Annotated in this window: 18 protein-coding genes and 1 tRNA gene; 15 read left to right on the top strand and 4 right to left on the bottom strand. The window is 54.8% G+C overall.

Going from position 1 to position 22,081, the window contains the following annotated elements; translation table 11 throughout:
• The first annotated feature begins 22 nt into the window (after positions 1 to 22).
• The 3 genes from ACODS3_RS06080 to ACODS3_RS06070 all read left to right on the top strand — a co-directional run bounded on the left by ACODS3_RS06080 (position 23) and on the right by ACODS3_RS06070 (position 3,869).
• The gene (locus ACODS3_RS06080; protein ID WP_002555947.1) at positions 23 to 511 is read left to right on the top strand and encodes an Lrp/AsnC family transcriptional regulator; all 489 of its coding nucleotides are present in this window, start codon (positions 23 to 25) and stop codon (positions 509 to 511) included.
• Positions 512 to 660: 149 nt separating this feature from the next.
• Positions 661 to 2,157 (top strand): methyl-accepting chemotaxis protein, encoded by a 1,497-nt coding sequence (locus ACODS3_RS06075; RefSeq protein ID WP_201004033.1) that lies wholly within the window; start codon positions 661 to 663, stop codon positions 2,155 to 2,157.
• A gap of 128 nt (positions 2,158 to 2,285) precedes the next feature.
• On the top strand, positions 2,286 to 3,869 hold the full coding sequence (locus tag ACODS3_RS06070) for a methyl-accepting chemotaxis protein (protein ID WP_201018945.1): 1,584 nt from the start codon (positions 2,286 to 2,288) through the stop codon (positions 3,867 to 3,869).
• A 12-nt stretch (positions 3,870 to 3,881) separates the two neighbouring features.
• On the opposite strand, the gene ACODS3_RS06065 is transcribed toward ACODS3_RS06070, so the two are convergent.
• The gene (locus tag ACODS3_RS06065) at positions 3,882 to 4,157 is read right to left on the bottom strand and encodes a hypothetical protein (RefSeq protein WP_489033728.1); all 276 of its coding nucleotides are present in this window, start codon (positions 4,155 to 4,157) and stop codon (positions 3,882 to 3,884) included.
• A gap of 426 nt (positions 4,158 to 4,583) precedes the next feature.
• Here ACODS3_RS06065 and ACODS3_RS06060 point away from each other — a divergent pair, with 426 nt between their 5' ends.
• The 7 genes from ACODS3_RS06060 (at position 4,584) to ACODS3_RS06030 (ending at position 12,189) form a co-directional block, all read left to right on the top strand.
• Entirely contained in the window at positions 4,584 to 4,988 is a 405-nt protein-coding gene (locus ACODS3_RS06060) for a sugar 3,4-ketoisomerase (protein ID WP_236124188.1), read from the top strand.
• Positions 4,981 to 5,445, top strand: a complete 465-nt coding sequence (locus ACODS3_RS06055; RefSeq protein ID WP_201018943.1) for an acyltransferase — start codon at positions 4,981 to 4,983, stop codon at positions 5,443 to 5,445. Before ACODS3_RS06060 ends, ACODS3_RS06055 begins: the two co-directional genes overlap by 8 nt.
• Positions 5,442 to 6,566 carry a DegT/DnrJ/EryC1/StrS family aminotransferase gene (locus ACODS3_RS06050; protein WP_489033725.1) on the top strand — a complete coding sequence of 375 codons (1,125 nt, stop codon included), beginning with the start codon at positions 5,442 to 5,444 and terminating at the stop codon, positions 6,564 to 6,566. Before ACODS3_RS06055 ends, ACODS3_RS06050 begins: the two co-directional genes overlap by 4 nt.
• A gap of 4 nt (positions 6,567 to 6,570) precedes the next feature.
• Positions 6,571 to 8,331 carry an ABC transporter ATP-binding protein gene (locus ACODS3_RS06045; RefSeq protein ID WP_489033723.1) on the top strand — a complete coding sequence of 587 codons (1,761 nt, stop codon included), beginning with the start codon at positions 6,571 to 6,573 and terminating at the stop codon, positions 8,329 to 8,331.
• A 266-nt stretch (positions 8,332 to 8,597) separates the two neighbouring features.
• Entirely contained in the window at positions 8,598 to 9,476 is an 879-nt protein-coding gene (locus ACODS3_RS06040) for a hypothetical protein (protein ID WP_201004019.1), read from the top strand.
• On the top strand, positions 9,469 to 10,470 hold the full coding sequence (locus ACODS3_RS06035) for a glycosyltransferase family 2 protein (protein ID WP_201018940.1): 1,002 nt from the start codon (positions 9,469 to 9,471) through the stop codon (positions 10,468 to 10,470). Before ACODS3_RS06040 ends, ACODS3_RS06035 begins: the two co-directional genes overlap by 8 nt.
• A 66-nt stretch (positions 10,471 to 10,536) precedes the next feature.
• Positions 10,537 to 12,189, top strand: coding sequence for a hypothetical protein (locus ACODS3_RS06030; RefSeq protein ID WP_201018939.1), 1,653 nt, complete (start codon positions 10,537 to 10,539; stop codon positions 12,187 to 12,189).
• A 172-nt stretch (positions 12,190 to 12,361) separates the two neighbouring features.
• Here ACODS3_RS06030 and ACODS3_RS06025 read toward each other — a convergent pair.
• Positions 12,362 to 12,438 (bottom strand) — tRNA-Arg (locus ACODS3_RS06025).
• A gap of 125 nt (positions 12,439 to 12,563) precedes the next feature.
• Between ACODS3_RS06025 and ACODS3_RS06020 the strand changes: the two genes are divergently transcribed.
• The 4 genes from ACODS3_RS06020 (at position 12,564) to ACODS3_RS06005 (ending at position 17,519) form a co-directional block, all read left to right on the top strand.
• Complete coding sequence (locus ACODS3_RS06020; RefSeq protein ID WP_374063426.1) at positions 12,564 to 12,887, top strand: RebB family R body protein; 324 nt, start codon at positions 12,564 to 12,566, stop codon at positions 12,885 to 12,887.
• Between the two features lie 242 nt (positions 12,888 to 13,129).
• Complete coding sequence (gene gabD, locus ACODS3_RS06015) at positions 13,130 to 14,572, top strand: NADP-dependent succinate-semialdehyde dehydrogenase (RefSeq protein WP_201004011.1); 1,443 nt, start codon at positions 13,130 to 13,132, stop codon at positions 14,570 to 14,572.
• Positions 14,573 to 14,692: 120 nt separating this feature from the next.
• Positions 14,693 to 15,973 carry a 4-aminobutyrate--2-oxoglutarate transaminase gene (gene gabT / locus ACODS3_RS06010; RefSeq protein WP_201018937.1) on the top strand — a complete coding sequence of 427 codons (1,281 nt, stop codon included), beginning with the start codon at positions 14,693 to 14,695 and terminating at the stop codon, positions 15,971 to 15,973.
• Positions 15,974 to 16,133: 160 nt separating this feature from the next.
• Entirely contained in the window at positions 16,134 to 17,519 is a 1,386-nt protein-coding gene (locus ACODS3_RS06005; RefSeq protein WP_489033719.1) for an HDOD domain-containing protein, read from the top strand.
• Between the two features lie 130 nt (positions 17,520 to 17,649).
• On the opposite strand, the gene ACODS3_RS06000 is transcribed toward ACODS3_RS06005, so the two are convergent.
• Both ACODS3_RS06000 and desA read right to left on the bottom strand, forming a co-directional pair.
• Positions 17,650 to 18,651 (bottom strand): GGDEF domain-containing protein, encoded by a 1,002-nt coding sequence (locus ACODS3_RS06000; RefSeq protein ID WP_307726211.1) that lies wholly within the window; start codon positions 18,649 to 18,651, stop codon positions 17,650 to 17,652.
• A gap of 137 nt (positions 18,652 to 18,788) precedes the next feature.
• Positions 18,789 to 19,973, bottom strand: a complete 1,185-nt coding sequence (gene desA, locus ACODS3_RS05995; RefSeq protein WP_304574688.1) for a delta-9 fatty acid desaturase DesA — start codon at positions 19,971 to 19,973, stop codon at positions 18,789 to 18,791.
• Positions 19,974 to 20,130: 157 nt separating this feature from the next.
• On the opposite strand from desA, the gene dibA reads away from it, so the two are divergent.
• Positions 20,131 to 22,065, top strand: coding sequence for a phosphodiesterase DibA (gene dibA, locus ACODS3_RS05990; protein WP_489033716.1), 1,935 nt, complete (start codon positions 20,131 to 20,133; stop codon positions 22,063 to 22,065).
• The last annotated feature ends 16 nt before the right edge of the window (positions 22,066 to 22,081 follow it).

The raw sequence follows: 22,081 nt of genomic DNA, 5'->3' as shown, positions 1-22,081 counted from the left end.
AATGGCAATCAAGAGGTAGGTGATGGAAGGCTTGGTCAAACTGGATCGGATTGATATCAACATCCTGGTCGAGCTCCAGAAAGACGGTCGCATGACCAACGTCAGTCTGGCAGACGCTGTCGGGCTATCTGCCAGCCCTTGCCTGCAACGGGTCAAACGTCTCGAATCAGCCGGTTATATTTCCAGCTACAAGGCCCACCTGAATCTCGCGAAGATCACCGAATCGGTCACGGTCTTCACAGAAATTTCCCTCAGCGACCACAAGCGCGAAGACTTTGCCAAGTTCGAAGCCAATATCCGTCACGTGGATGAAGTGCTCGAATGCCACCTGATCAGTGGCGGTTACGACTATCTGGTGCGCTTCATGACCCGCAGTATTCAGCACTATCAGGAAGTGATCGAAGAGCTGCTGGACAAGAATATCGGCATTTCCAAGTACTTCAGCTACATCGTCATCAAGTCACCGGTCATGAAGGACGGTGTGCCTTTACGCAAGCTTTTGCGTCACTGATGGCTAAACGCCAATAACACAGTTGCGCAAGATCACCGATTTGACACATTCTCTTGCGTGTCTTCGAGTCATCCTATGACTTGGCCGGGCTTTTGCTCGTCCATGATGCTGGCTGTCTGTTGTTTGGTCCTCTCATAAGGAAGTGTTTGATGCTTTCAGCTCCTCGTTTTCTTGAGCATTACCGCAAGGCCGACCGCATCATGCTTGGCTTGATCTGGCTGCTGTTTGTGTATTCAGTCGGTCTGGCGTTCTGGCACGACACCTTTACCCAGGCAATGGTGGTGGGCGGTGGCACTGCCTTGGTGCTGACGGCACTGTATCGCGCCATTGGCGGGACCCGATTGATGCGCTGCTGTTTTGGCGTCGGCCTGATGGTCATGGCCGCACTGCATATCAATCAGGCTCAAGGGGTGGTGGAAATCCACTTCGGTATCTTTGTCTTCCTGGCCGTGCTGACCTTCTACCGCGACTGGCTGCCTATCCTGGTTGCGGCCGCAGTCATCGCCGTTCATCACGTGGTATTCCACGCTTTGCAGCATTCGGGGTTCCCGGTGTATGTCATGCACCATGCCGGTGGCTGGGGCATGGTCATGGTGCATGCGGTCTACGTGGTGGTTGAAACGGTAATCCTGATGTACCTCGCCGTCCAGAATCAGGCCGAGGCTGTCGAGAATCAGGACATGCTCGACAAGATGCTCGCCACTGCCTCGCAGCTCACGACTGAAACAAAGGCTGACGAACGGGCAGGCAAGCATGTTTCCCTTACCCAGCGCTTCGAGAGTTTCCTGTCACAGATCACCGGGCTTGTGGATGGCGTGGTGCGCGACACACGCGGCCTGGGCGAGCTGGGTCATGATCTGGCCAGGGCCAGCGGCACGCTGGAAACCGGTGCTCAGCATCAACTGAGTGAAATTGCCCGCATGACCGATGCGATGCAGCGCATGGGCGATGCCATGAACGATATTTCAGGGCATGTCGCACAGGCGGTGCAACGGGCTGGCGATGCCCGCGAACAGGTTGCGCACGGACGTGAAAGCGTTGACCGGGCACAAAGCGAAATCACCCGACTGGCTGAGCGTATCAATACCACCGACGAAACCGTGCAGGCCCTTGCCGAGCAGTCGGAGCAGGTCGGCAAAGTGTTGGACGTGATCGGTAGCATTGCTGAGCAGACCAACCTGCTGGCACTCAATGCCGCCATCGAAGCCGCACGCGCTGGCGAGCAGGGTCGCGGTTTTGCCGTCGTGGCCGATGAGGTCCGCAACCTGGCCCAGCGCACGGCGTCGTCGACCAAGGAAATTCAGGGCATCATTCATGGCCTGCAACAAGGCAGCCGCGAAGCCGCCACGGCCATGCAGGACAGCCTTGAAGGTGTCGAGCGCTGCGTCGAGAACAGCCAGCGGGCATCCGAATCATTGCGTGCCGTGGGCGACGGCATTGGTCATATCACCCAACTGAACGGTTTGATTGCTACCACCACCGATGAGCAATCCACCGCCAGTCGCGAAATCGCCGACCAACTGCGCTCGGTGCAAAGCATCGCCGAAGATACCGCCGCCAACATCGACGTACTGTCGCAAAGCAGCCAACGCCTGCCTCCTTTGGCAGTGCGTCTTGAGGCATTGGGGAAGACATTTCACAGGTAGGGTGAAGGGGGGCGCCTGCCTGTACGGGTTTTACCGGACACAAACAGAATCAACTCCAGCGTTTACAGGGAACTGTGATTGCCCTAGGGACACTCATCAGCACTTAAACGTTCTCGGAGTGCTCTGAAATGTTCAATTGGCTCGCACTTGTACTGGGCAATATCAGCGTCAGATCGAAACTGACTCTGGGCTTTGTAAGCGTTTTGTTGTTGACGACTCTGATAGCGGCTTTCAGTTGGGTGGAGATCAATATCCTGCGTGAACGAGGCCAAAAGCTGACGGCCATCGCAGAGCTCAATGAGATTGTGCGTGACATGCGCATTGGGCGTTTGAGCTACACGATTGAAGCCAGTGCGGACCGCGCCGCAGCAGTACTCAGCACGAACGAAAGTCTGGAAGCTCATTATCAAGATATCCGCGGGATGTTTCACAGCCCTTCGGATCTGAAACTGCTCAGCCAAGGCGTGGAGTCGAGCAGACGCTATCGCCTTCACTTCCAGGATTTTGTTCAGGCCACCCAGGCCCACGATGAGGCGAAAGCCAGAAAGGCGCAGGATGGCTTGAATACAGAGGTTGCCAACCTGTTCGAGGACAGCAGGCAACTGCATATCAGCCAGACCACCAAACGCGATAACGATGTCGATCAGGCCAAGAATCTTCTGGTTGCTGCCGCGATTTTTGCGCTCATTCTCGGTGCGTTGGCAGCCTGGCTCATCACCCGTCTGATCGTTGGCCCACTGAAGGAAACCCTGCTCGCTGCCGAAAGGGTGGCAGCCGGTGACCTGAGCGTCGATATCACGGCCAATCGCAAGGATGAACTTGGCCTTCTGCAAGCCAGCATGCAGCGCATGACAGTCAACCTGCGTGAGTTGATTGGTGGCATTCGCGATGGCGTCGTGCAATTGGCCAGCGCTTCGGAGCAGCTCTCGGCGGTCACCGAGCAAACCACTGCCGGGGTTACCAGCCAGAAGAGCGAGACGGATCAGGTCGCGGTTGCCATGAACGAAATGGCCGCCACTGTTCAGGAAGTGGCCCGTAATGCCGAGGACGCTTCCAACGCAGCCATCGCAGCCCATGACGAGGCCCGTAAAAGCGATGAGGTCGTGCTTCAGGCGATTGACCAGATCGGGCGCCTGGCAGAAGAAGTCCATCACTCGACCGACGCAATGAACGACCTGAGCCGCGAAAGCGACAAGATCGGCACGGTGCTGGATGTGATCAAGTCGGTCGCCCAACAGACCAATCTTCTTGCCCTCAACGCCGCTATCGAAGCGGCTCGTGCAGGCGAAGCCGGTCGTGGTTTTGCCGTGGTCGCTGACGAAGTCCGCAGCCTGGCTCAGCGCACTCAAGCCTCTACAGAAGAAATCGAAGGGCTGGTCAGCAGCCTGCAGAACGGCACCCAGAAAGTGGCGACGATTCTCGATAACAGCCTTTCCCTGACCAAAAGCAGTGTGGAACTGACTCGTCGTGCCGGCACCTCATTGATGAGCATCAGTCGCTCTGTTTCCACCGTCGAGCAGATGAACACCCAGATCGCCGCAGCCGCCGAACAACAGAGCATTGTCGCCGACGAAATCAACCGTCGCGTGGTGAACGTGCGGGTGATCTCGGAGCAGACTTTCGTCGCCAGCGGCGAAACCGCGATGTCCAGCACCGAACTGGCAAGGCTGGGCGGCAGCCTTCAGGCGAGTGTGGGTCGGTTCAAGTTTTGAGGTGACCTGGCTTCATTCGGGCTGGTTCTGTTCATCGGCAACCAGCCCGATTCGTTTGCGCCAGAACCAGGTGAGCATCAGCAGACCGACCACCACAATGGGGGTCATCAGATAGATGGGCATCATGCTTTTTGTGAACAGCGACACCCCCGCCATCAGCACCATCATTGAAACGGCGCCCATGACCTTGGCCCAATAGCGGGCGCGATAGAAATTCAGCCAATAACGTTGCAGGTTGACCCGCTGCTGCTCACGTATGCGTTGCGATCTGGCTGATCGCTTTTTCACCTTCATTGCGTTTTAGCCATCCATGGTCGGGGTGGACAGGAATGCCATGAGCGTTCCAGAAATCCTTGAGCCAGCGTGGTCCTTCATGCACTCCGGGCTCCGTATTTCAGGGCCATGATGCAAAACATGTCTGCGCTATAGCTTCGGACATACGGTCGTTTTTATCAATCATGGCTAACAAAGGTATAACTGGCGGCCTGCCCTGCGTATTATCGGTGTTTTAGTTTCGGGCGTACCCGCGCAGCCTCGGTGTACAATCTCCGAGACGTGTTGTATGCAGGGGCAGGGATGGCAAAAAAGCATTATGCACCTCTGGTACAGAACGCATGGTGACGGCTGAGCCATACGGTTTCGTATCGATGGCCGATCTCGATGAATTTTTATACGGCGCCAACCAGAAAATATAGCGGAGCATGTTAAGTGAGCATGATGAAATGGATTGACTTTCCCAGTCTGGGCGATGAACGAGGAGGGTTGGTCGCTCTTGAAATCGGTATGGAAAAAGCAATACCTTTTGATATTAAGCGCGTTTATTACATTTATCGAACCGGCGAGGGTGTCAGTCGCGGTTATCATGCTCACCGTAACTTGAAGCAGGTTGCCATCTGTGTGGCCGGAAAGTGCCGCATGGTGCTGGATAATGGCGAAGTTCGTGAAGAAACCTGGATGGACAGTTCTACCAGAGGGCTCTTGATCGAAAGTATGGTCTGGCGCGAAATGCATGACTTTAGTGATGACTGCATATTGCTCGTACTGGCCAGCGAACATTATGACGAGTCGGATTACATCAGGAATTATGATCGCTTTCTCGCGGAGATAAATAATGTCTGAGATTCACGCTCTGGCCGATGTTAAAAGTTCAGACATTGGTAGTTCGACACGTATCTGGCAATACTCCGTTGTTCTGCAGGGAGCGGTTATCGGTCGTAACTGTAATATCTGTGCCCATACGCTGATCGAAGGCGATGTCATCGTAGGGGACAATGTTACCGTCAAGTCGGGTGTTTTCCTGTGGAGCGGCACGCGGATAGAAGACAACGTGTTCATTGGCCCAAATGCAACTTTTACCAACGATCCGATGCCCAGGTCAAAAGTATACCCTGATGCTTTTCAGGGGATAACGGTCAAGGCCGGAGCAAGTATTGGTGCCAATGCAACATTACTGCCGGGGATCACCATCGGTAGCAATGCAATGGTAGGGGCAGGTTCTGTGGTCACTAAAGACGTGCCCGACAGCGCTGTTGTAGTTGGCAACCCGGCAAGAATTATCAGGTACCTGGACAAATGATCAGTTTTCTGGATTTAAAGAAAATCAACTCGACGATGCGCGACGAGTTGATAGCGTCATGCACCCGCGTCATCGATTCGGGTTGGTACATCGGCGGTAATGAACTTTCAAACTTTGAAGAAAGTTTTGCAGCCTATAGCGGCAGTCGGCACTGCATCGGCGTTGCGAATGGTCTTGATGCGCTGAACCTGACGCTGCGTGCCTGGAAAGAGTTGGGGAAACTCAAGGATGGCGATGAAGTCATCGTGCCTGCCAACACCTACATCGCCAGTGTTCTGGCTATCACCGAAAACCGGTTGGTGCCAGTGCTGGTCGAGCCTGATGCCGCCACCTATAACTTGTGCCCTGCCAATGCCCGGGCTGCGGTGACCTCCAGAACCCGCGTCATCATGCCTGTCCACTTGTATGGGCAATTATCCGACATGACGGCGTTGATGGCGCTGGCTGAGGAAAAGGGACTGCTGGTTCTTGAAGACTCTGCCCAGGCTCATGGTGCGAGCTTCAATGGCCGAAGGGCAGGCAGTTGGGGAAATGCCTCGGGCTTCAGCTTCTATCCAGGGAAAAACCTTGGTGCTCTGGGCGATGCCGGCGCGGTAACTACCGACGATGACGAGTTGGCGAAAGTCCTGCGCGCACTGCGCAACTATGGTTCCCATGAAAAATACAAGAACCTTTATCAGGGCGTGAACAGCCGCCTGGATGAGATTCAGGCCGCCATGCTTAGCGTCAAGCTCAAGTATCTGGATGACCAGACTGCGCGCCGCAGGGAAATCGCCAAAATGTACATGGAGGGCATCAGCAACCCCGCCGTAGAGCTGCCGCTTTCTGCTGGCGTTTGCCCTCTGTCGCTGCAGAGCCATGTCTGGCATCTGTTCGTTGTTCGATGCCAGCAGCGTGATGCATTGCAGCAGCATCTGGCTGATCAGGGCATTCAAACCATCATCCACTACCCTATTCCGGTTCATCAGCAGCAGGCATATAAAGAGCTGAACGGGAAAAGCTACCCGTTGACCGAGACGATCCATCAGCAGGTTCTGAGTTTACCCATGAGTCCTGAAATGACCTCGTCTGAAGTCGAGGCGGTCATCGCAGCTGTTAATAATTTTTCTGGCGAAGAGTGACTCAATGATTCAGTTGTTAGGCCGTCTTTGGAAGTGTTTTACACTCAAAAGAAAGCTGCAGTTCTTTGTGATCCTCGGGCTCATGGTGGTCGCATCGCTTGCAGAAATCGTCAGTATCGGGGCAATCGTTCCGTTCCTGGCGGTTTTGATCAACCCCGAGAAACTTCTGAGTCAGCCGCTCGTTGGTGATGTTTTTGCTGCGATGAATATTGACTCTGCCAACGGGCTCTTGTTGCCGTTGACCGTCATTTTTGCAGTGGCCGCCATATTTTCCGGTGTCAGTCGTTTTGTCTTGATGTGGGCGCAGAACAGATTGAGTTCGGCAGTGGGGAGTGATCTGGCAAGCGATATATACAAGACAGTCATTCATCAGCCTTACAGCAAGCACATCTCCAGGAATAGCAGCGAAGTCATAACGGCTATTTTCAACAAGGTCGACACGGTGGTGCGGGAGTTTCTATTTCCGTCGCTGACCATTGTCAGCTCGGCTTTCATGATGTTGGCAATTCTTGTCATTGTGCTGGTCATCCAGCCCATCGTTGCCTTTCTCGCCTTTGCGAGTTTTGGTGGCGTCTACCTGGCGGTTGTGCTGGTGACAAGAAAGCAACTGAAAAAAGACAGCCTGGTGGTGAGTGTCACTTCCGATAAAGAACTGAAGTTGATGAGTGAAAGTCTTGAAGGTATTCGAGACGTTATTATTGACTCGTCTCAGCAGACCTATCGCAAGGACTTTGATCGCACCGATTACACGTTGCGTCGTGCCAGAGCCAATATCCAGATCATCGCCAACTCGCCACGCTTCGCTATCGAATCGTTCGGTATGTTGATGATTGCGGTTTTTGCGTACTGGCTTGCGCAGCAACCCGGTGGGCTGCTTGCATCGATCCCGATGCTGGGCGCGTTGGCGCTTGCGGCACAACGCCTGCTTCCGGTGTTGCAGCAATCCTATGCGGCCTGGGCCTGTATCAGTGGCGCGCAAGACTCGTTACGAGATGTCCTGGACCTTCTGCCAGAGAAGCGCGACGAGGTCGAAGTCGAGTCGACGCCGACCCCTCTGGATTTTAATGACTGCCTGTCGCTGGATCATGTGTCGTATCGCTACGGCAAGGATGCTCCATGGGTGTTGAAAGATATAAGCCTGAGCATTCCCAAGGGTTCGCGAGTTGGCCTGATGGGAGCCACGGGGAGCGGAAAAAGTACACTGATCGACACGTTGATGGGCTTGCTGACTCCAACGGAAGGCGCATTTTCGGTTGATGGTGTTGAAGTGAATACGGGCAACAGCCGCAACTGGCAAAGAAACATTGCCCATGTGCCGCAGCAGATATTCCTGTCCGACGCCTCAGTGGCTGAAAACATCGCTTTTGGGGTGTCTTACGAAAACATCGATTTCGATCGTGTGCGGCGAGCCGCAGCCAAGGCGCAAATTTCCGATGTCATCGAATCGTGGTCTGCCGACTATGACACGCCGGTAGGAGAGCGAGGTGTTTTTCTTTCCGGCGGACAGCGCCAACGCATCGCGATAGCCCGTGCTTTCTATAAAGAGGCAAGCGTTATCATTCTGGATGAGGCGACCAGTGCGCTGGATAGTAAAACCGAACAGGAAGTCATGCGCGCCGTTGATGATCTGGGTGATGGCACCACGCTGATCGTCATTGCACACCGGCTTAACACTCTGGAGACCTGTGATACTGTTATCGAGGTTGAAGGTGGAACGGTGGTAAGGTATGGCTCTTATGAGTCCGTGTGTTGTGCTGTTCGTTAGTTTTTAAATGAACAGGTCTTTGGAGATCTTGGGCTTTCTTGGCCCAGGATCTCGCTATGCATACCGTCGATGCCAGAAACATTCATGCGCCCTGCTCTGGAGCAGGGCGCAGGTGCGTCCGCTGCAAGATGCGCCTCATAGCTGAAAAACAGAATTGAGCGGAAACTATCCACATGGATAGATTTGCTGCTTTGAGAATCAGGGGCAGCAGTCAGAAATGCATGGATATTTCAGGCTCTCCCCGGCGGTTTACGTTGGAGTGGGTCATGAGTGATAACGTTGGCAGGGTGAGTGGGAAGGATTGCACAATCATTGTTAACTCCTGCGACAGTTATGAAGATGTGTGGCTCCCTTTTTTCTATTCACTCAAGGAGATGTGGCCTGACTGTGACTGTCGGGTCATATTGAATACGGAGCGTAAAAGTTTCGAGTTTGACGGGTTTCAGGTTCGTACATTGAAGCTGTCGGCTGATGAAGCCAAGCGACCTTGGGGCTGGCGGTTACGCAAGGCCCTGGCCTTGGTTGAAACGGAATTCGTTATCACCCTGTTTGATGATTTCATTCTGGAATCACCCGTCAATCAGTTGAAAATAGCTGACTGTGTCCGGGCGATGAAAGAACGCTCCGAAATCGCTGTTTTTTATTTCAGCAACATTCCTGGCGTCAACAGGGTTGAGGGCGACCTTGACGGCTTTGAAGTGGTCGGAGCGCGAGATGACTACCGCTTGAACTCTGCGCCCGCCCTCTGGAGAACCCGTAAGCTGGTCGAGTTCACCGGTGAAGTTGATTCGCCCTGGGCATGGGAATTTTTCGGTAGTGCGCGAACTTATGGCGGCGGCGACATCTTTTACTGTGCCCAGACAGGCAAGGAAGATACGTTTGTCTACAACTACACGCTTGGCGGCGCCATCCGCCGAGGGAAGTGGGTGCCTAGCGTTATTACACCGGTACTGAAGAAGTATGACTTGCCGATCGACATCAATAAAAGAGGTGTGGCCAGTGAGTCTTTGTCTGATGGAAAGTACAGCTTGAAATGGAAAGTCGATTTTTTTGTACTCGGCTTCAAAATGGTTGGTTTTAAGGCTTTTATCTTCTTGTACAGAGTCTTGGCAAAGAAATTGAGTGAAGGTGTTTCTCGTGGTTAAGAAAAAATTTACGTTTGGTGTTTTGACCTATAATCACGAGCTTTATATTATCGAGCACCTCGAAAGCATAAGATTCTTGATAGAAAGCTTCGGTGCCGACTACGATTTTTGCCTGGTGATCGCGGATGACTGTTCCCGGGACAATACCATTGAGCTGGTAAACCGCTGGCTGTCTGTTCATGGCGGCTTGTTTCATGATGTCAAGATTCTGGACCACACTGTAAACAATGGCACCTGCTTCAACTATACCCGCATCTGGACTCATGTTGAGGGTGAGTTATTTAAAATCACCGCCGGTGATGATGTCTATTCGTGCGTGAATATTTTTGAAGAGGCCGAGCAGTTAGGCGCGAATGACTATTTTTCTGGTCTGCCCTTGCTGTTGATCGATGGTGAAATCATCAAGTCGCCCTCGACTATTTTGCATATCCTGGCTTCTGATGTCATCTATAAAGACAAGCCGTTCATGGCGCGATTGAAAAACATCAGCAGCATCAATACGCCGAATCTTTTCTGCAATAAAAAGTTTTTCCTGAATGATGAGCTTTCAACGTTCATTAATAGCTATAGCGTCACTGAAGACTTTCCGATGCTGGTGAAAACTGCCGAGCTTTATGGTGATGTCAGCTTTCATCAGTCAAGTAAAGTGTATGTTTATTATCGGCGCACGTCTGGATCGACCTATCTTGTCAGGGGGTCGGACTTTGACAAGGACAAGCTGAATATTTTTAATTATATGCTGTCTCTGGAGAAAAGCTGGTTCGGGCGTTTTCTTTTGAAGAATCGGCTGTATTGCTACAAACGCGATGACGGGATTTTGAAAAAGTTGCTTAATCTGAACTACTACGTTTACCTGTTCCGGTTGATGACAAGGCTTGTGCCCACCTGGAAGCGTTATTCTGAATCGATCCCGGATGTGTCGAGCTACAAGTCCCATTATGAAATGGTCAGTAAAAGGGCATCTGATTTTCATGCAGGGCACGGCAAGCCATGAGTGAGCAGTGGGTGAGCTTCGAGTTTCTGGATATTGGAAAAAGTTTAACCTTCTTCGGTGGGCTGGATGAAAACTGCTAAATTCTACATACCGCTTTTACTTGTTGAAAGCTACCTGCTTTTCACGCTGTGGCTGTTTTTTTTCGGCCCGGTGCTTTGGCCTGTCGAGAACAAAAAAGAATTCCTCTTTGTTATTTCTCTGTACCATGCGTTTTTCATAGCCGGGTATCTCCTGTCTTGTCGCTTCTCGACCAAGCAGCCGCTCAAGGCTGTGGAATCGAATGGCGATAATCTGTTCTTGAGATATTACTGGGTGGTGATCCTTTTTGCTTTTATTGCAATGGTCATCCTCCACCGCAATACGACTCTGTCCAGGTCGTATCTCCCTACCGGCTTTTTCTCGGAGTTACTGAAGGGATTGTTGGCGCCTGCAGAGGTGCGCAGCTTTTATGCTTCCTCTGCTTCAAGAGAGGGCTTTTCGGGGAATCCATATGTAACAGGGTTGCTCCTGTTTTTCGGAGTCTTTAAATACATATTGCTACCAGGCCTTGTGTTTTTTTGGGACCGATTGAGTACGGCACGCAAGCTGGTGGGCTTCACGGTGGTCATGATTCCGTTGTGTACGGGTATCATTGCCAGTTTGAGCGCGATAAATTTCTACTATCTTTTTGTCGTGTCGGTTTGCCTTTTTGGCGTTGTGGTTTCAAATAAATCTGCTGGTTTTTTTGTCGAGCTTGGAAGGCGCAAGACTTTTCTGTTTTTCCTGGGCTTTATATTCCTGTTCTCGTTCTGGCAGTTTTATAGTGTCAAATCCGGCGTGTCGCCATACAAGGTTCTTTTTGAAGACCAGAAACCTGTTTCGTTCAGTTATTTGAACGAAACGGGAAGTGTATTCAAAAGCGATCTGGAACCGGCAAAAACCCCCAAGGTTGCAGACGCCCCTGCAAAAGACACTGCTCCAGCCTTGCCAAAGAACGTTGATATTGCGGTTTTTCCTGCGAAGACCAATGTTGTTGCCTTGCCGGCGACTGTTGATCACAAGGGCGCGGCAGCGAAGAGTCATAGTGCTGCTTTGCCAGAAAAAGCGAGTGCTCCGGAGTTGTCTGTGAAGGCCAACAACGCCGCCTTGCCAGAGATTGCCAAGATTGCAGACGTGCCTGCTCAGGTTGCAGTGGCCGTTGTTCCTGAGAAGTCTAAACTTACCGACTTTTATGAGAAGCTGACAGTCTATCTGGTTCAGGGCTATCAGGGCGTATCGATCTCCCTTGGGGAAAAATTCGATAGCTCATATGGAATCGGGCATTCCGTCTTCCTGCAAAGAGTCTTCGCTGAGCATCTGGGCATCGATGTAAGGGATAAAACATTCCAGCGCAAGATAACCGCGCGTTGGGACGAAAATGTCTACTGGCATTCGTTTTATAGCTATATAGCAAATGACGTCAGCTTCTTCGGTGTCTCGATTGTCATGCTTGTTCTGGGCTGGTATTTCGCAAACGTTTATCTTTCGGTTGTCATCAATGACGACTTTTTTGCGAAAATGCTACTCCCACTATTTGCCATCATGTTCTTGTACATTCCGGCGAATAATCAGGTGTTCAGCTTTTTGGAAACCATGATTTCTTTCTGGATCCTCACGGCGCTCTATATTTTCCACAAGCGTCGTACTGCTGTCCGGTATGCTCAAAACTTCACTGGGGTGAGCGCGGCCAAGCAGGCCTGAAGGCTGTCATGTTTTCTTGAGTGACTTCATACCCCACCCGTTTCAAGGTGGGGTATGCGCTGGGTCATTAAATGACATGCAGGACAACTTGCCGTCAGCCTTGGCGGTTTGGGTTGGGTGCAAGAGAGTTTTTCGGCTGAAGCGACAACCCTTGGAACCAAGGGAAGGAAGATGGCGCACTCGGCGGGATTCGAACCCACGACCCCTGCCTTCGGAGGGCAGTACTCTATCCAGCTGAGCTACGAGTGCAACGCGGGCGCCATGATACTCATCTGATGGGCGGGCGTCCATGCTGGCTTTAGCTTCGGGCGGGAAATTATCCGGTTTCACAACTATGCTGCTGTGGCGTAACGGTAGCGGTTCCTCAGGAGAAGATGTCCATGCCCTACTCAATCGTTAGTCCCCAGATTACCGATGCTGTCACCCAGTCCAACGTCAAGGTACTGGGGGAGTCCCCGCCCATGGCCATGAGCACTCTGTATCAATCGATGGCCCAGGCAACGGCGATTCTGTTTCAGAACGAGGTGGCCGCGCAACAGCAACAGAATACGTTGCCTCAGGCTGCTACCAATCAGGGAGTCATGCAGATCTATAACGTAGATACTGCTTCTGCTGCCAAGGCGACCGAAGCCGTTGGCCAGTCGGGAGCACCTGACAACCTCAAAAGCCTGCTGACGGTACTCAAAAGCTTTGAGTAGACCGGAACGTTCGTATTTCCGGTCGTCCCCCGTTCTTTTTTTTGAACAGCCTATTGTCCTTTACCCCAGCAGTCCCTAGGATTCGTTTGAGATTTCAAACGCTCTTGTTCGGTCCTCCCGTTTTTCCGCGACATGCGTCGCTGAGGCCGATGGAATGTTTTCCTGGCGATGGCTTCCAAATGGGGTGCATCGATATTCAATAGTTCGCTCCGCCCTCGTGCGGTGCTGTTTAGGAGGCCGACATGCAGCTCAAAGATTCCAAACTGTTCCGCCAGCAAGCCTATATCAACGGCCAGTGGCTGGATGCGGACGGTGGTCAGACGATCAAGGTCAATAACCCGGCGACCAATGAAATCCTCGGTACTGTGCCAAAGATGGGCGCTGCCGAAACCCGCCGTGCCATCGAAGCTGCCGACAAGGCGTTGCCGGCCTGGCGTGCCCTGACCGCCAAGGAGCGTGGCAACAAGCTGCGTCGCTGGTTCGAGCTGATGATCGAAAACCAGGATGATCTGGGCCGCCTGATGACGCTGGAGCAAGGCAAGCCGCTGGCCGAGGCCAAGGGCGAGATCGCTTATGCTGCCTCCTTCATAGAATGGTTTGCCGAAGAAGCCAAGCGTGTTTATGGCGATGTGATTCCGGGCCACCAGCCGGACAAGCGCCTGATCGTGCTCAAGCAGCCGATTGGTGTGACAGCCGCCATTACGCCGTGGAACTTCCCGGCGGCGATGATCACCCGCAAGGCCGGTCCGGCTCTGGCCGCCGGTTGCACCATGGTGCTCAAGCCTGCTTCGCAGACTCCGTACTCTGCCCTGGCGCTGGCTGAGCTGGCCGAACGTGCAGGTATTCCGGCTGGCGTATTCAGCGTGGTGACGGGCAGTGCTGGCGATATCGGCAGCGAGCTGACCGGCAACCCGATCGTGCGCAAGCTTTCCTTTACCGGCTCGACCGAAATTGGTCGCCAGTTGATGGCTGAGTGCGCGCAAGACATCAAGAAAGTGTCGCTTGAACTGGGCGGTAACGCGCCTTTCATCGTGTTCGACGATGCTGACCTGGACAAGGCGGTCGACGGCGCAATCATCTCCAAGTACCGCAACAACGGCCAGACCTGCGTTTGCGCCAACCGTATCTATGTGCAGGACGCGGTTTACGATGCGTTTGCCGAGAAACTTCAGGCCGCAGTTGCCAAGCTCAAGATCGGTAACGGCCTGGAAGAGGGCATCACCACTGGCCCGCTGATCGACGAAAAAGCCGTGGCCAAGGTCAAGGAACACATTGCCGATGCGGTGAGCAAAGGTGCAAAAGTGCTGTCGGGTGGTAATAGCCTGGAAGGCACTTTCTTCGAGCCGACCATTCTGGTCAACGTGCCCAAGGATGCCGCGGTGGCGAAGGAAGAAACCTTCGGCCCGCTGGCACCGCTGTTCCGCTTCAAGGACGAGGCTGAAGTGATCGCACTGGCCAACGATACCGAGTTCGGTCTGGCTTCTTACTTCTATGCTCAGAACATGAGCCGCGTGTTCCGTGTGGCTGAAGCGCTGGAGTACGGCATGGTAGGTATCAACACCGGCCTGATCTCCAACGAACTGGCGCCGTTCGGTGGCATCAAGTCCTCGGGGCTGGGCCGTGAAGGCTCCAAGTACGGCATCGAAGACTATCTGGAAATCAAATACCTGTGCCTGAGCGTTTGACGCCGCAGGCTTGACCGGTAGCCGGGCGTTGCAGCAGTCGATCATCGTATGCTGCTGCAACTCACCCCGGCTGCTTAATCCTTGAACTACGCCGACCGATGAGCGGCGAATGAGGAATACATGAGCAATACAAACGAATCCTTGATGCAACGCCGTCAGAACGCTGTGCCACGTGGCGTTGGTCAGATCCACCCGATCTTTGCCGCTTCGGCCAAGAATGCCACCGTGACTGACGTTGAGGGCCGTGAGTTCATCGACTTCGCCGGCGGCATCGCGGTACTTAATACCGGTCACCTGCACCCGAAAGTCATCGCGGCCGTGCAAGAGCAACTGACCAAGCTGACTCACACCTGCTTCCAGGTACTGGCTTATGAGCCCTATGTGGAGCTGTGCGAAAAAATCAACGCCAAGGTTCCTGGTGACTTCGCCAAGAAAACCCTGCTGGTGACTACCGGTTCCGAAGCTGTGGAAAACGCCGTCAAGGTCGCTCGTGCAGCCACTGGTCGTGCTGGCGTGATTGCGTTCACGGGCGCTTACCATGGTCGTACCATGATGACCCTGGGCCTGACCGGTAAAGTCGTGCCTTACTCGGCAGGCATGGGCCTGATGCCAGGCGGTATCTTCCGTGCCCTTTACCCGTGCGAACTGCATGGCGTGAGCGTGGATGACTCCATCGCCAGCATCGAGCGCATCTTCAAGAACGATGCCGAGCCTAAAGACATCGCTGCCATCATCATCGAGCCTGTGCAGGGCGAAGGTGGTTTCTACGTGGCGCCGAAGGCGTTCATGCTGCGTCTGCGCGAGCTGTGCGACAAGCACGGCATCCTGCTGATCGCTGACGAAGTCCAGACAGGTGCAGGCCGTACCGGTACGTTCTTCGCCATGGAACAGATGGGCGTTGCTGCCGACCTGACCACGTTTGCCAAGTCCATCGCAGGCGGCTTCCCGCTGGCGGGCGTATGCGGCAAGGCCGAATACATGGACGCCATCGCTCCAGGCGGTCTGGGTGGCACCTATGCCGGTAGCCCGGTCGCCTGTGCTGCGGCATTGGCGGTTCTGGACGTGTTTGAAGAGGAAAACCTGCTGGAACGCTGCAAGGCAGTGGGCGAGCGTCTGGTTTCCGGTCTGAAAGCCATCCAGGCCAAATACCCGGTAATCGGTGAAGTGCGTGCCTTGGGTGCAATGATCGCTGTAGAGCTTTTTGAAGACGGCGATACCCACAAGCCAAACGCTGCTGCGGTGGCGCAGGTTGTGGCCAAGGCGCGTGAAAAGGGCCTGATCCTGCTGTCGTGCGGTACTTATGGCAACGTCTTGCGCGTTCTTGTGCCTTTGACTGCCGATGAAGCGCTGTTGAGCAAAGGTCTGGCGATTCTGGAAGAGTGTTTCGCAGAGATTGCATGAGAAAGTGTGGTCACAAATTGAATGATTTGTGACCAGACAGACAGAAAAAACCCTGCCTCGGCAGGGTTTTTTCGTGTCGATGACCGGTTTTCTCGCTTATAGCTATATATCCGGACGAAGGCTTTGGCTAAGGTGAGCGAATCGATGTCGGAGAGTTCTGATGACAGCTGTAGATTTGCCTGCGATACCTCGCGTATTGATTGCTGAGTCTGATCCGTGGGTTCGTGAAACGCTCAGTGATCTGGTGCTGAGCGTGCGGGCTGACGTCGAATTGGAGATGTGCAGCGACGGCAAGCAGGCTGTTGAATGGATCAAGAAACATCTGCCGGATCTGGTGGTGGCTGCCAGAGAGTTGCCTGTTATCGATGGTTTGAGCCTGTTGCGCGGTATTCGCGCATTGCGTCGCCAGCCTCCCATTCCTTTCATTCTGCTCAGTAACCGTAACGATAGCGCCAGCGTGCGTGAAGTCCTGCCGCTTGCGCCCACGGCTTACCTGACCAAACCCCTGAATACCGAAGGGCTGCGCCAGCGCCTTGAGGGCCTGTTGCTTGAGCGACGTGCGCCGGTGCCCGGTGAGATGCCCGCTCTGACGCCAGGGCTGACCCTGACCAAGTTTCTCGAAAAACGGCGTGATGTTGCTGATGGTGCGCCGCTGTTTGTGGATGTCGCAACGGCGATCAAGCTCAGTCAGGGTTCGGGCTCCGTCGATGCGGCCCTGCTTGAGCAGGAGTTGCGTAACGATCCACACATCACGGCAGTTCTGATTGCAGCGGCCAACAGCGCTGCGCAACATCTTGGCAAGCCTGTCCAGACGCTGACTGGGGCCATGGGTGTACTGGGAGCGGTGCAGGCTTCCAATATCGTGAGCGGTCTTGCGAAAAAACGCATGGCGGTGTTGACCAACGATGCGCTGCTGCTCCAGGCCAACCAGCTCTGGACAATGTCACAGCGCACGGCCGACTACGCTCGTATTCTGGGCGGTATGCTGGAGCTGGATGTCGAGCGCTGTTTCTGCGCCGGTTTGCTGCAATCGCTGGGGGATCTGGCGGTGTTGGGCTGTCTGCAGGAGTGGTTGCTGGCAGGCGGTCATCTGGACGAAGAAGTCATCAGGCAATCCCTTGAGCAGTATTCCGCCGCTTACGGTTCAGCTTTGCGCACCCGCTGGCGTCTGCCCCTTGAGCTGCGTGAGCTGATTGCCGCGGTGTATCAGTACAACACCGGCATCTACACGCGCGAAGTGCTTGCCATGAACCTTGCCGGGCAAATGGCCCGTCTTGGGGAGCACGAAACAGTGACGACGCTGGTCAAGACCAAATCTGCCAAGTTGCTGAAGTTGAGCGTGGGAGACTTGCAGCGTCTGCGCAAGAAGCTGACTGGCGTGACCGATCCAAGCCTGCTGGCGCCGGTTGCGGTTGAAGTGGCAGAGCCTGAGCCTGAAAAGGAAGCTGATACGGATCTGCTGGATATCACGTCAGAGCCTGTGGACCCAGGTGTTGCCAGTGCGGAAGATCCGGGCGTCGGGGTTCAGGATTTGCCCAAGGGGTGAGTGCTTTTCGCAAATGACTGCCCGACTGGCAAACCCTGATGTCAGCCCGTTCAGAGGCTGATTTCAAAAAGCGGCTGGCTGGGGTGTCAATCCGTGGGAGGGGCCTCCTCCCACAAAGTGATCTACGCCGTTACACCAGAACAATCTGGTCCTTGCCCTGGCGCTTGGCCTGATACATGGCCGCATCCGCCCTTGCATAGAGCACTTCAAGGCTGGCGTCGTCCGGGCCGAGGTTGGTCAGACCCTGGCTGGCGGTGATGCCAAACGTCTTGTTGCCGCACTGGAAGTTTTGGCGCTGGATTTCGCGTTGCAGGCGTTCGGCAATCTGCATGGCCATTTCGGGGGCGCAGCCAGGAAACACTGCCGCGAACTCTTCCCCGCCAATGCGCCCGAACAGGTCTCCACGACGTAGCGCCGAGCGACCGCTCTCGGCAATGCGCTGCAACACCACGTCGCCTTCCTGGTGGCCGTACGTGTCGTTCACCAGCTTGAAGTCATCGACATCCAGCAGCAGGAAAGCCATTGGCGTGCCGTTCAGCCGGGCCAGCTCGAATTCGCGTTGGGCGCACTCGAAGAAGTGGCGACGGTTGCTGCTCTGGGTCAGCACGTCGGTGGTAGCCAGGCGTTGCAGTTCGTCTTCAAGATGCTTTTTCTCGGTGATGTCTTCAGCGATACCGACCACTATCAGGCGCTGGCTGGGGTCTGTCCGATGGCTGACGAAGCATTTGTCGCTCAGCCAGCGAATCTCGCCATCGGCACGGATGATCCGGTACTCGCGGTCTTCAATGGAGCCCTTTTCGATGACGTCGCTCAGGCTGCGCTCGGCGTAGTTCAGGTCGTCCGGATAGATGCTGTCGCGCCATTCCGCGAAGTCGGCCAGCAGCAGGCCTGCCGAACGTCCAAAGATGTTCTCGTAGGCGGGGCTGACGTAGATCATGCGCTGGGTTTCCCAGTCGAACGCCCAAAGTACGGCGTTGACGCTCACCAGCAGTGAACTGAAAAGTTGTTCGCGCTCGCTCAAGCGAGCGACTTCTGCCTGGGCATGCATCAATGCCAGCAGGGTTTCTGCTGCGGCTGGCATCTCGGCCATTTGTGTGGCGGTGGGTAGAGCGATGGCTGTCTGCTTTTCCATGGTGCTACATCTCAAATGACGTGCGGCCAGGGCCGCAGCATCTACCCAAACGGATTATGGGAAAGCAATTGAGATTGATTTTGAGAGGGGAAGTTCCGGTATCGACGCGCCCGTGAGGGGCGCGCCGATCAACGGCGTCAGGCTTGGGCAGGGCGCAGGGAGTAGGTTTTCAGCTGGTCTGCAAAGTCGCGAAGTGACTGGATACCACTGGCCTCGGCCTCCTGAACCCAATCCTTGATGGCACTGAGCATGTCATGGCCGTTGCTGCTGGTCTTGAGCCAGATCTGTTGCAGAGCCAGACGCTTCTCGTAGATGACTTTCAGGGCATGGCTGTGTTCGAGCATGGCCTGGATGCGTATGTGATGCTTGTCTTCCAGCAGGCTGGTCTCCCGGGAAAGCAGGCGTTTGGCGCGGTGGAACTGATGACGAACCGATGCATCGGCCTTGGCCAGTTCCTGTGCTACCAGCGGGCCGATGACCAGCTTGCGGTACTGGGCCATGATCTGGAAGCGGTTGTTGAGGATCGCCATGGCGGTGTCCATGTCCATGTGGCCCTTGCCTTCGACCCGGTGGGCAATCGGCGCGACCCGCTGGACCTTGGCCAGACGCAGCGCACTGAACAGCTTGATCCAGGCCCAGCCCATGTCGAACTCCCATGGCTTGACCGACAGCTTGGCCGAGTTGGGATAGGTGTGATGGTTGTTGTGCAGTTCTTCGCCACCGATCACGATACCCCACGGCACCAGATTGGTTGCCGCATCCCGGCACTCGAAATTGCGATAGCCCACGGCATGGCCCAGGCCATTGACCACGCCAGCGGCCCAGAACGGAATCCACATCATCTGCACGGCCCAGACGGTGATGCCGAGTACACCGAACAGCGCCAGGTCGATAACGGCCATCAGGGCAATACCCAGCATCTTGTAGCGCGAATACAGATTGCGCTCGATCCAGTCTTCGGGGCAGTTCTTGCCGTAGATACGCAAGGTGTCCTGATTCTGCGCTTCGGCACGGTACAGTTCCGCACCCTTGCGCAGGACAGTGGACAGCCCCTTGACGACCGGGCTGTGGGGGTCATCGACGGTTTCGCATTTTGCGTGGTGTTTACGGTGGATGGCAGTCCACTCGCGGGTGTTCTGCGCAGTGGTCAGCCACAGCCAGAAGCGGAAGAAGTGTTTGAGCCCCGAATGAAGTTCCAGGGAGCGATGGGCGGAGTAGCGATGCAGGTAAACCGTAACGCCGACGATGGTCACGTGGGTCATTACCAGCGTGACTGCTATTAACTGCCAGACGGAAAGGTCGAGCAAACCGTTGTACCACATAGGCTGTTTGGCCCTCGTAGAGACACGTGTGAAGAAAAAAGTAACAGAGCGCATTATCACTTAGCCTTCACAGAAAACCAGTCGCTCTTTTAGATAAGAGTCGCAGGATGTTTCTTGCTTTATAATCCGGCCATTTTGTAAGGTTTTATGCATTCTTATGACCAATTCTTCTTATGAAGCCCTGCGGACAGCCATTTTGTATGGGGTGTGCTCTCTTCTGTGGTTTGTGGCGTGTGATTATCTCCTGCCCCATTTGATCGAAGAACCGGCTCAATTGGTCTTCTGGCAGCGGACAGGGGGTTACCTCTGGGTTGTCCTCAGTGCGGCCATGATTTTTATCGTTCGTGGACGATTGCTCAGGTTCATGGGCGTCGATGCGCAGTTGCGTCGTCAGCAGGAGGAAGATCAGGAGCGTTTGCGGCTGGCTTCGGCGGTGTTCGACAGCACCCGCGAAGGGGTATTGGTGACCGATGAAAAGGGGCTGATCGTTCATGTGAATCGCGCCTTCATGGAAATCACCGGTTATCAGGCCGAGGAAGTACTGGGCTTCAACCCGAGCAAGTTCAAGTCGGGTCGCCACGGCCCCGAGTTTTATCGGCAGATGTATCGTTCCATCCTCAGCGCCGGGCAATGGAGCGGAGAAATCTGGAACCGGCGCAAAAGCGGCGACATTTATCCTCAGTGGCAGAGTATCCGTGGCATCAAGGATCAGGATGGCCAGATCAGGCATTTCGTGGCGGTGTTCTCGGACATCACGGCCATCAAGCGTTCCGAGCAGGAGCTGACCCAGCTTGCTCACTACGATGGCCTTACGCAATTGCCTAATCGCCTGCTGTTCAGCGACCGCGCCACTCAGGCGTTGGCCCATGCCCGCTCCAGCAAGCGTGGTTGCGCATTGCTGCTCATCGACCTCGACCATTTCAAGAACATCAATGACAGCCTGGGCCACAGCGTTGGCGATCAGGTGCTCCAGGCAGTGGCTGAACGCCTCAAGAGTCTGTTCGATAGCGAATTGACCCTGGCGCGGCTTGGCGGCGACGAGTTCGCGCTGCTGGTGAAAAACTGTCAGCAGGCCGTGCAGGCGGCAGCCTTGGCGCAACAGATCATCGACAGCTTCAAGAAGCCTTTTCTGCTCGACGAGCATGAGTTGTTCATCACCGCCAGTATTGGCATCAGCCTGTTTCCCAGTGATGCGTTGACGGTTGTGCAATTGTTGCGCAACGCAGACTCTGCCTTGTTCAAGGCCAAGAGCGACGGGCGTGAAGGCTATGCGCTTTATACCGAAGAACTCACGGCGCATGCCCAGCAGCGGGTCGAACTGGCCAGTGAGTTGCACCGGGCCATCGAGCAGAAGGAACTGCGGGTGTTCTACCAGCCGATCCATGACCTGGAGAACAGCCATATCAAGGGCGTCGAAGCCCTTGTGCGTTGGGAGCATCCAAGGCGTGGCATGGTTTCGCCGGGAGAGTTCATCCCGATTGCCGAGCAAAGCGGGCTGATCGCCGATATCGATGCCTGGGTGTTGAATACGGCGTGCAGGCAGATGCGTGTCTGGCTGGAGGAGGGCGTGAACCTGTCATTTGTTGCGGTGAATATCTCCAGCCGGCTGTTCAGCCATGGTGATCTGGACTTGCGAGTGGCCCAGGTGCTGCGCGATACCGGGCTGGACCCTGCCTTTCTGGAGCTGGAGGTCACTGAAAGCGCGGTGATGGACGATCCCGAGCAGGCGATCGAACAACTGCATCGATTGCGCAATCTGGGGCTGAGCCTGGCCATCGATGATTTCGGCACGGGTTATTCGTCGCTCCTGCGGCTCAAGCGCATGCCGGTCCAGAAGCTGAAAATCGATCAGGGCTTTGTCGCCGGTCTACCCGGCGATGACGACGACATTGCGATTGTGCGCATCATCATCGCTTTGGCCAGGAGCATGGGCATGCGGGTCCTGGCCGAAGGGATCGAGCATGCCGAGCAGGCGGGTTTCCTGCTGGAAAATGGCTGTCAGCTTGGGCAGGGCTATTGGTTTGCCCGGCCGATGCCTGCCGAAAAGATCGATTGGTTACGAGCGCCGGACTTTCGACAGCCTGTGATCTGAAAGATTTCTGGCTGTG

The sequence above is a fragment of the Pseudomonas sp. FG43 genome, assembly GCF_057809175.1.
Note: the sequence above shows the minus strand (reverse complement) of the source record. Positions and strands in the feature narration are given on the sequence as shown.

Coding starts and splice junctions, on each gene's coding strand:
- ACODS3_RS06080 (WP_002555947.1), top strand. CDS start 23: ATGGAAGGCTTGGTCAAACTGGATCGGATTGATATCAACATCCTGGTC.
- ACODS3_RS06075 (WP_201004033.1), top strand. CDS start 661: ATGCTTTCAGCTCCTCGTTTTCTTGAGCATTACCGCAAGGCCGACCGC.
- ACODS3_RS06070 (WP_201018945.1), top strand. CDS start 2,286: ATGTTCAATTGGCTCGCACTTGTACTGGGCAATATCAGCGTCAGATCG.
- ACODS3_RS06060 (WP_236124188.1), top strand. CDS start 4,584: ATGATGAAATGGATTGACTTTCCCAGTCTGGGCGATGAACGAGGAGGG.
- ACODS3_RS06055 (WP_201018943.1), top strand. CDS start 4,981: ATGTCTGAGATTCACGCTCTGGCCGATGTTAAAAGTTCAGACATTGGT.
- ACODS3_RS06050 (WP_489033725.1), top strand. CDS start 5,442: ATGATCAGTTTTCTGGATTTAAAGAAAATCAACTCGACGATGCGCGAC.
- ACODS3_RS06045 (WP_489033723.1), top strand. CDS start 6,571: ATGATTCAGTTGTTAGGCCGTCTTTGGAAGTGTTTTACACTCAAAAGA.
- ACODS3_RS06040 (WP_201004019.1), top strand. CDS start 8,598: ATGAGTGATAACGTTGGCAGGGTGAGTGGGAAGGATTGCACAATCATT.
- ACODS3_RS06030 (WP_201018939.1), top strand. CDS start 10,537: ATGAAAACTGCTAAATTCTACATACCGCTTTTACTTGTTGAAAGCTAC.
- ACODS3_RS06020 (WP_374063426.1), top strand. CDS start 12,564: ATGTCCATGCCCTACTCAATCGTTAGTCCCCAGATTACCGATGCTGTC.
- gabD (WP_201004011.1), top strand. CDS start 13,130: ATGCAGCTCAAAGATTCCAAACTGTTCCGCCAGCAAGCCTATATCAAC.
- gabT (WP_201018937.1), top strand. CDS start 14,693: ATGAGCAATACAAACGAATCCTTGATGCAACGCCGTCAGAACGCTGTG.
- ACODS3_RS06005 (WP_489033719.1), top strand. CDS start 16,134: ATGACAGCTGTAGATTTGCCTGCGATACCTCGCGTATTGATTGCTGAG.
- ACODS3_RS06000 (WP_307726211.1), bottom strand. CDS start 18,651: ATGGAAAAGCAGACAGCCATCGCTCTACCCACCGCCACACAAATGGCC.
- desA (WP_304574688.1), bottom strand. CDS start 19,973: ATGTGGTACAACGGTTTGCTCGACCTTTCCGTCTGGCAGTTAATAGCA.
- dibA (WP_489033716.1), top strand. CDS start 20,131: ATGACCAATTCTTCTTATGAAGCCCTGCGGACAGCCATTTTGTATGGG.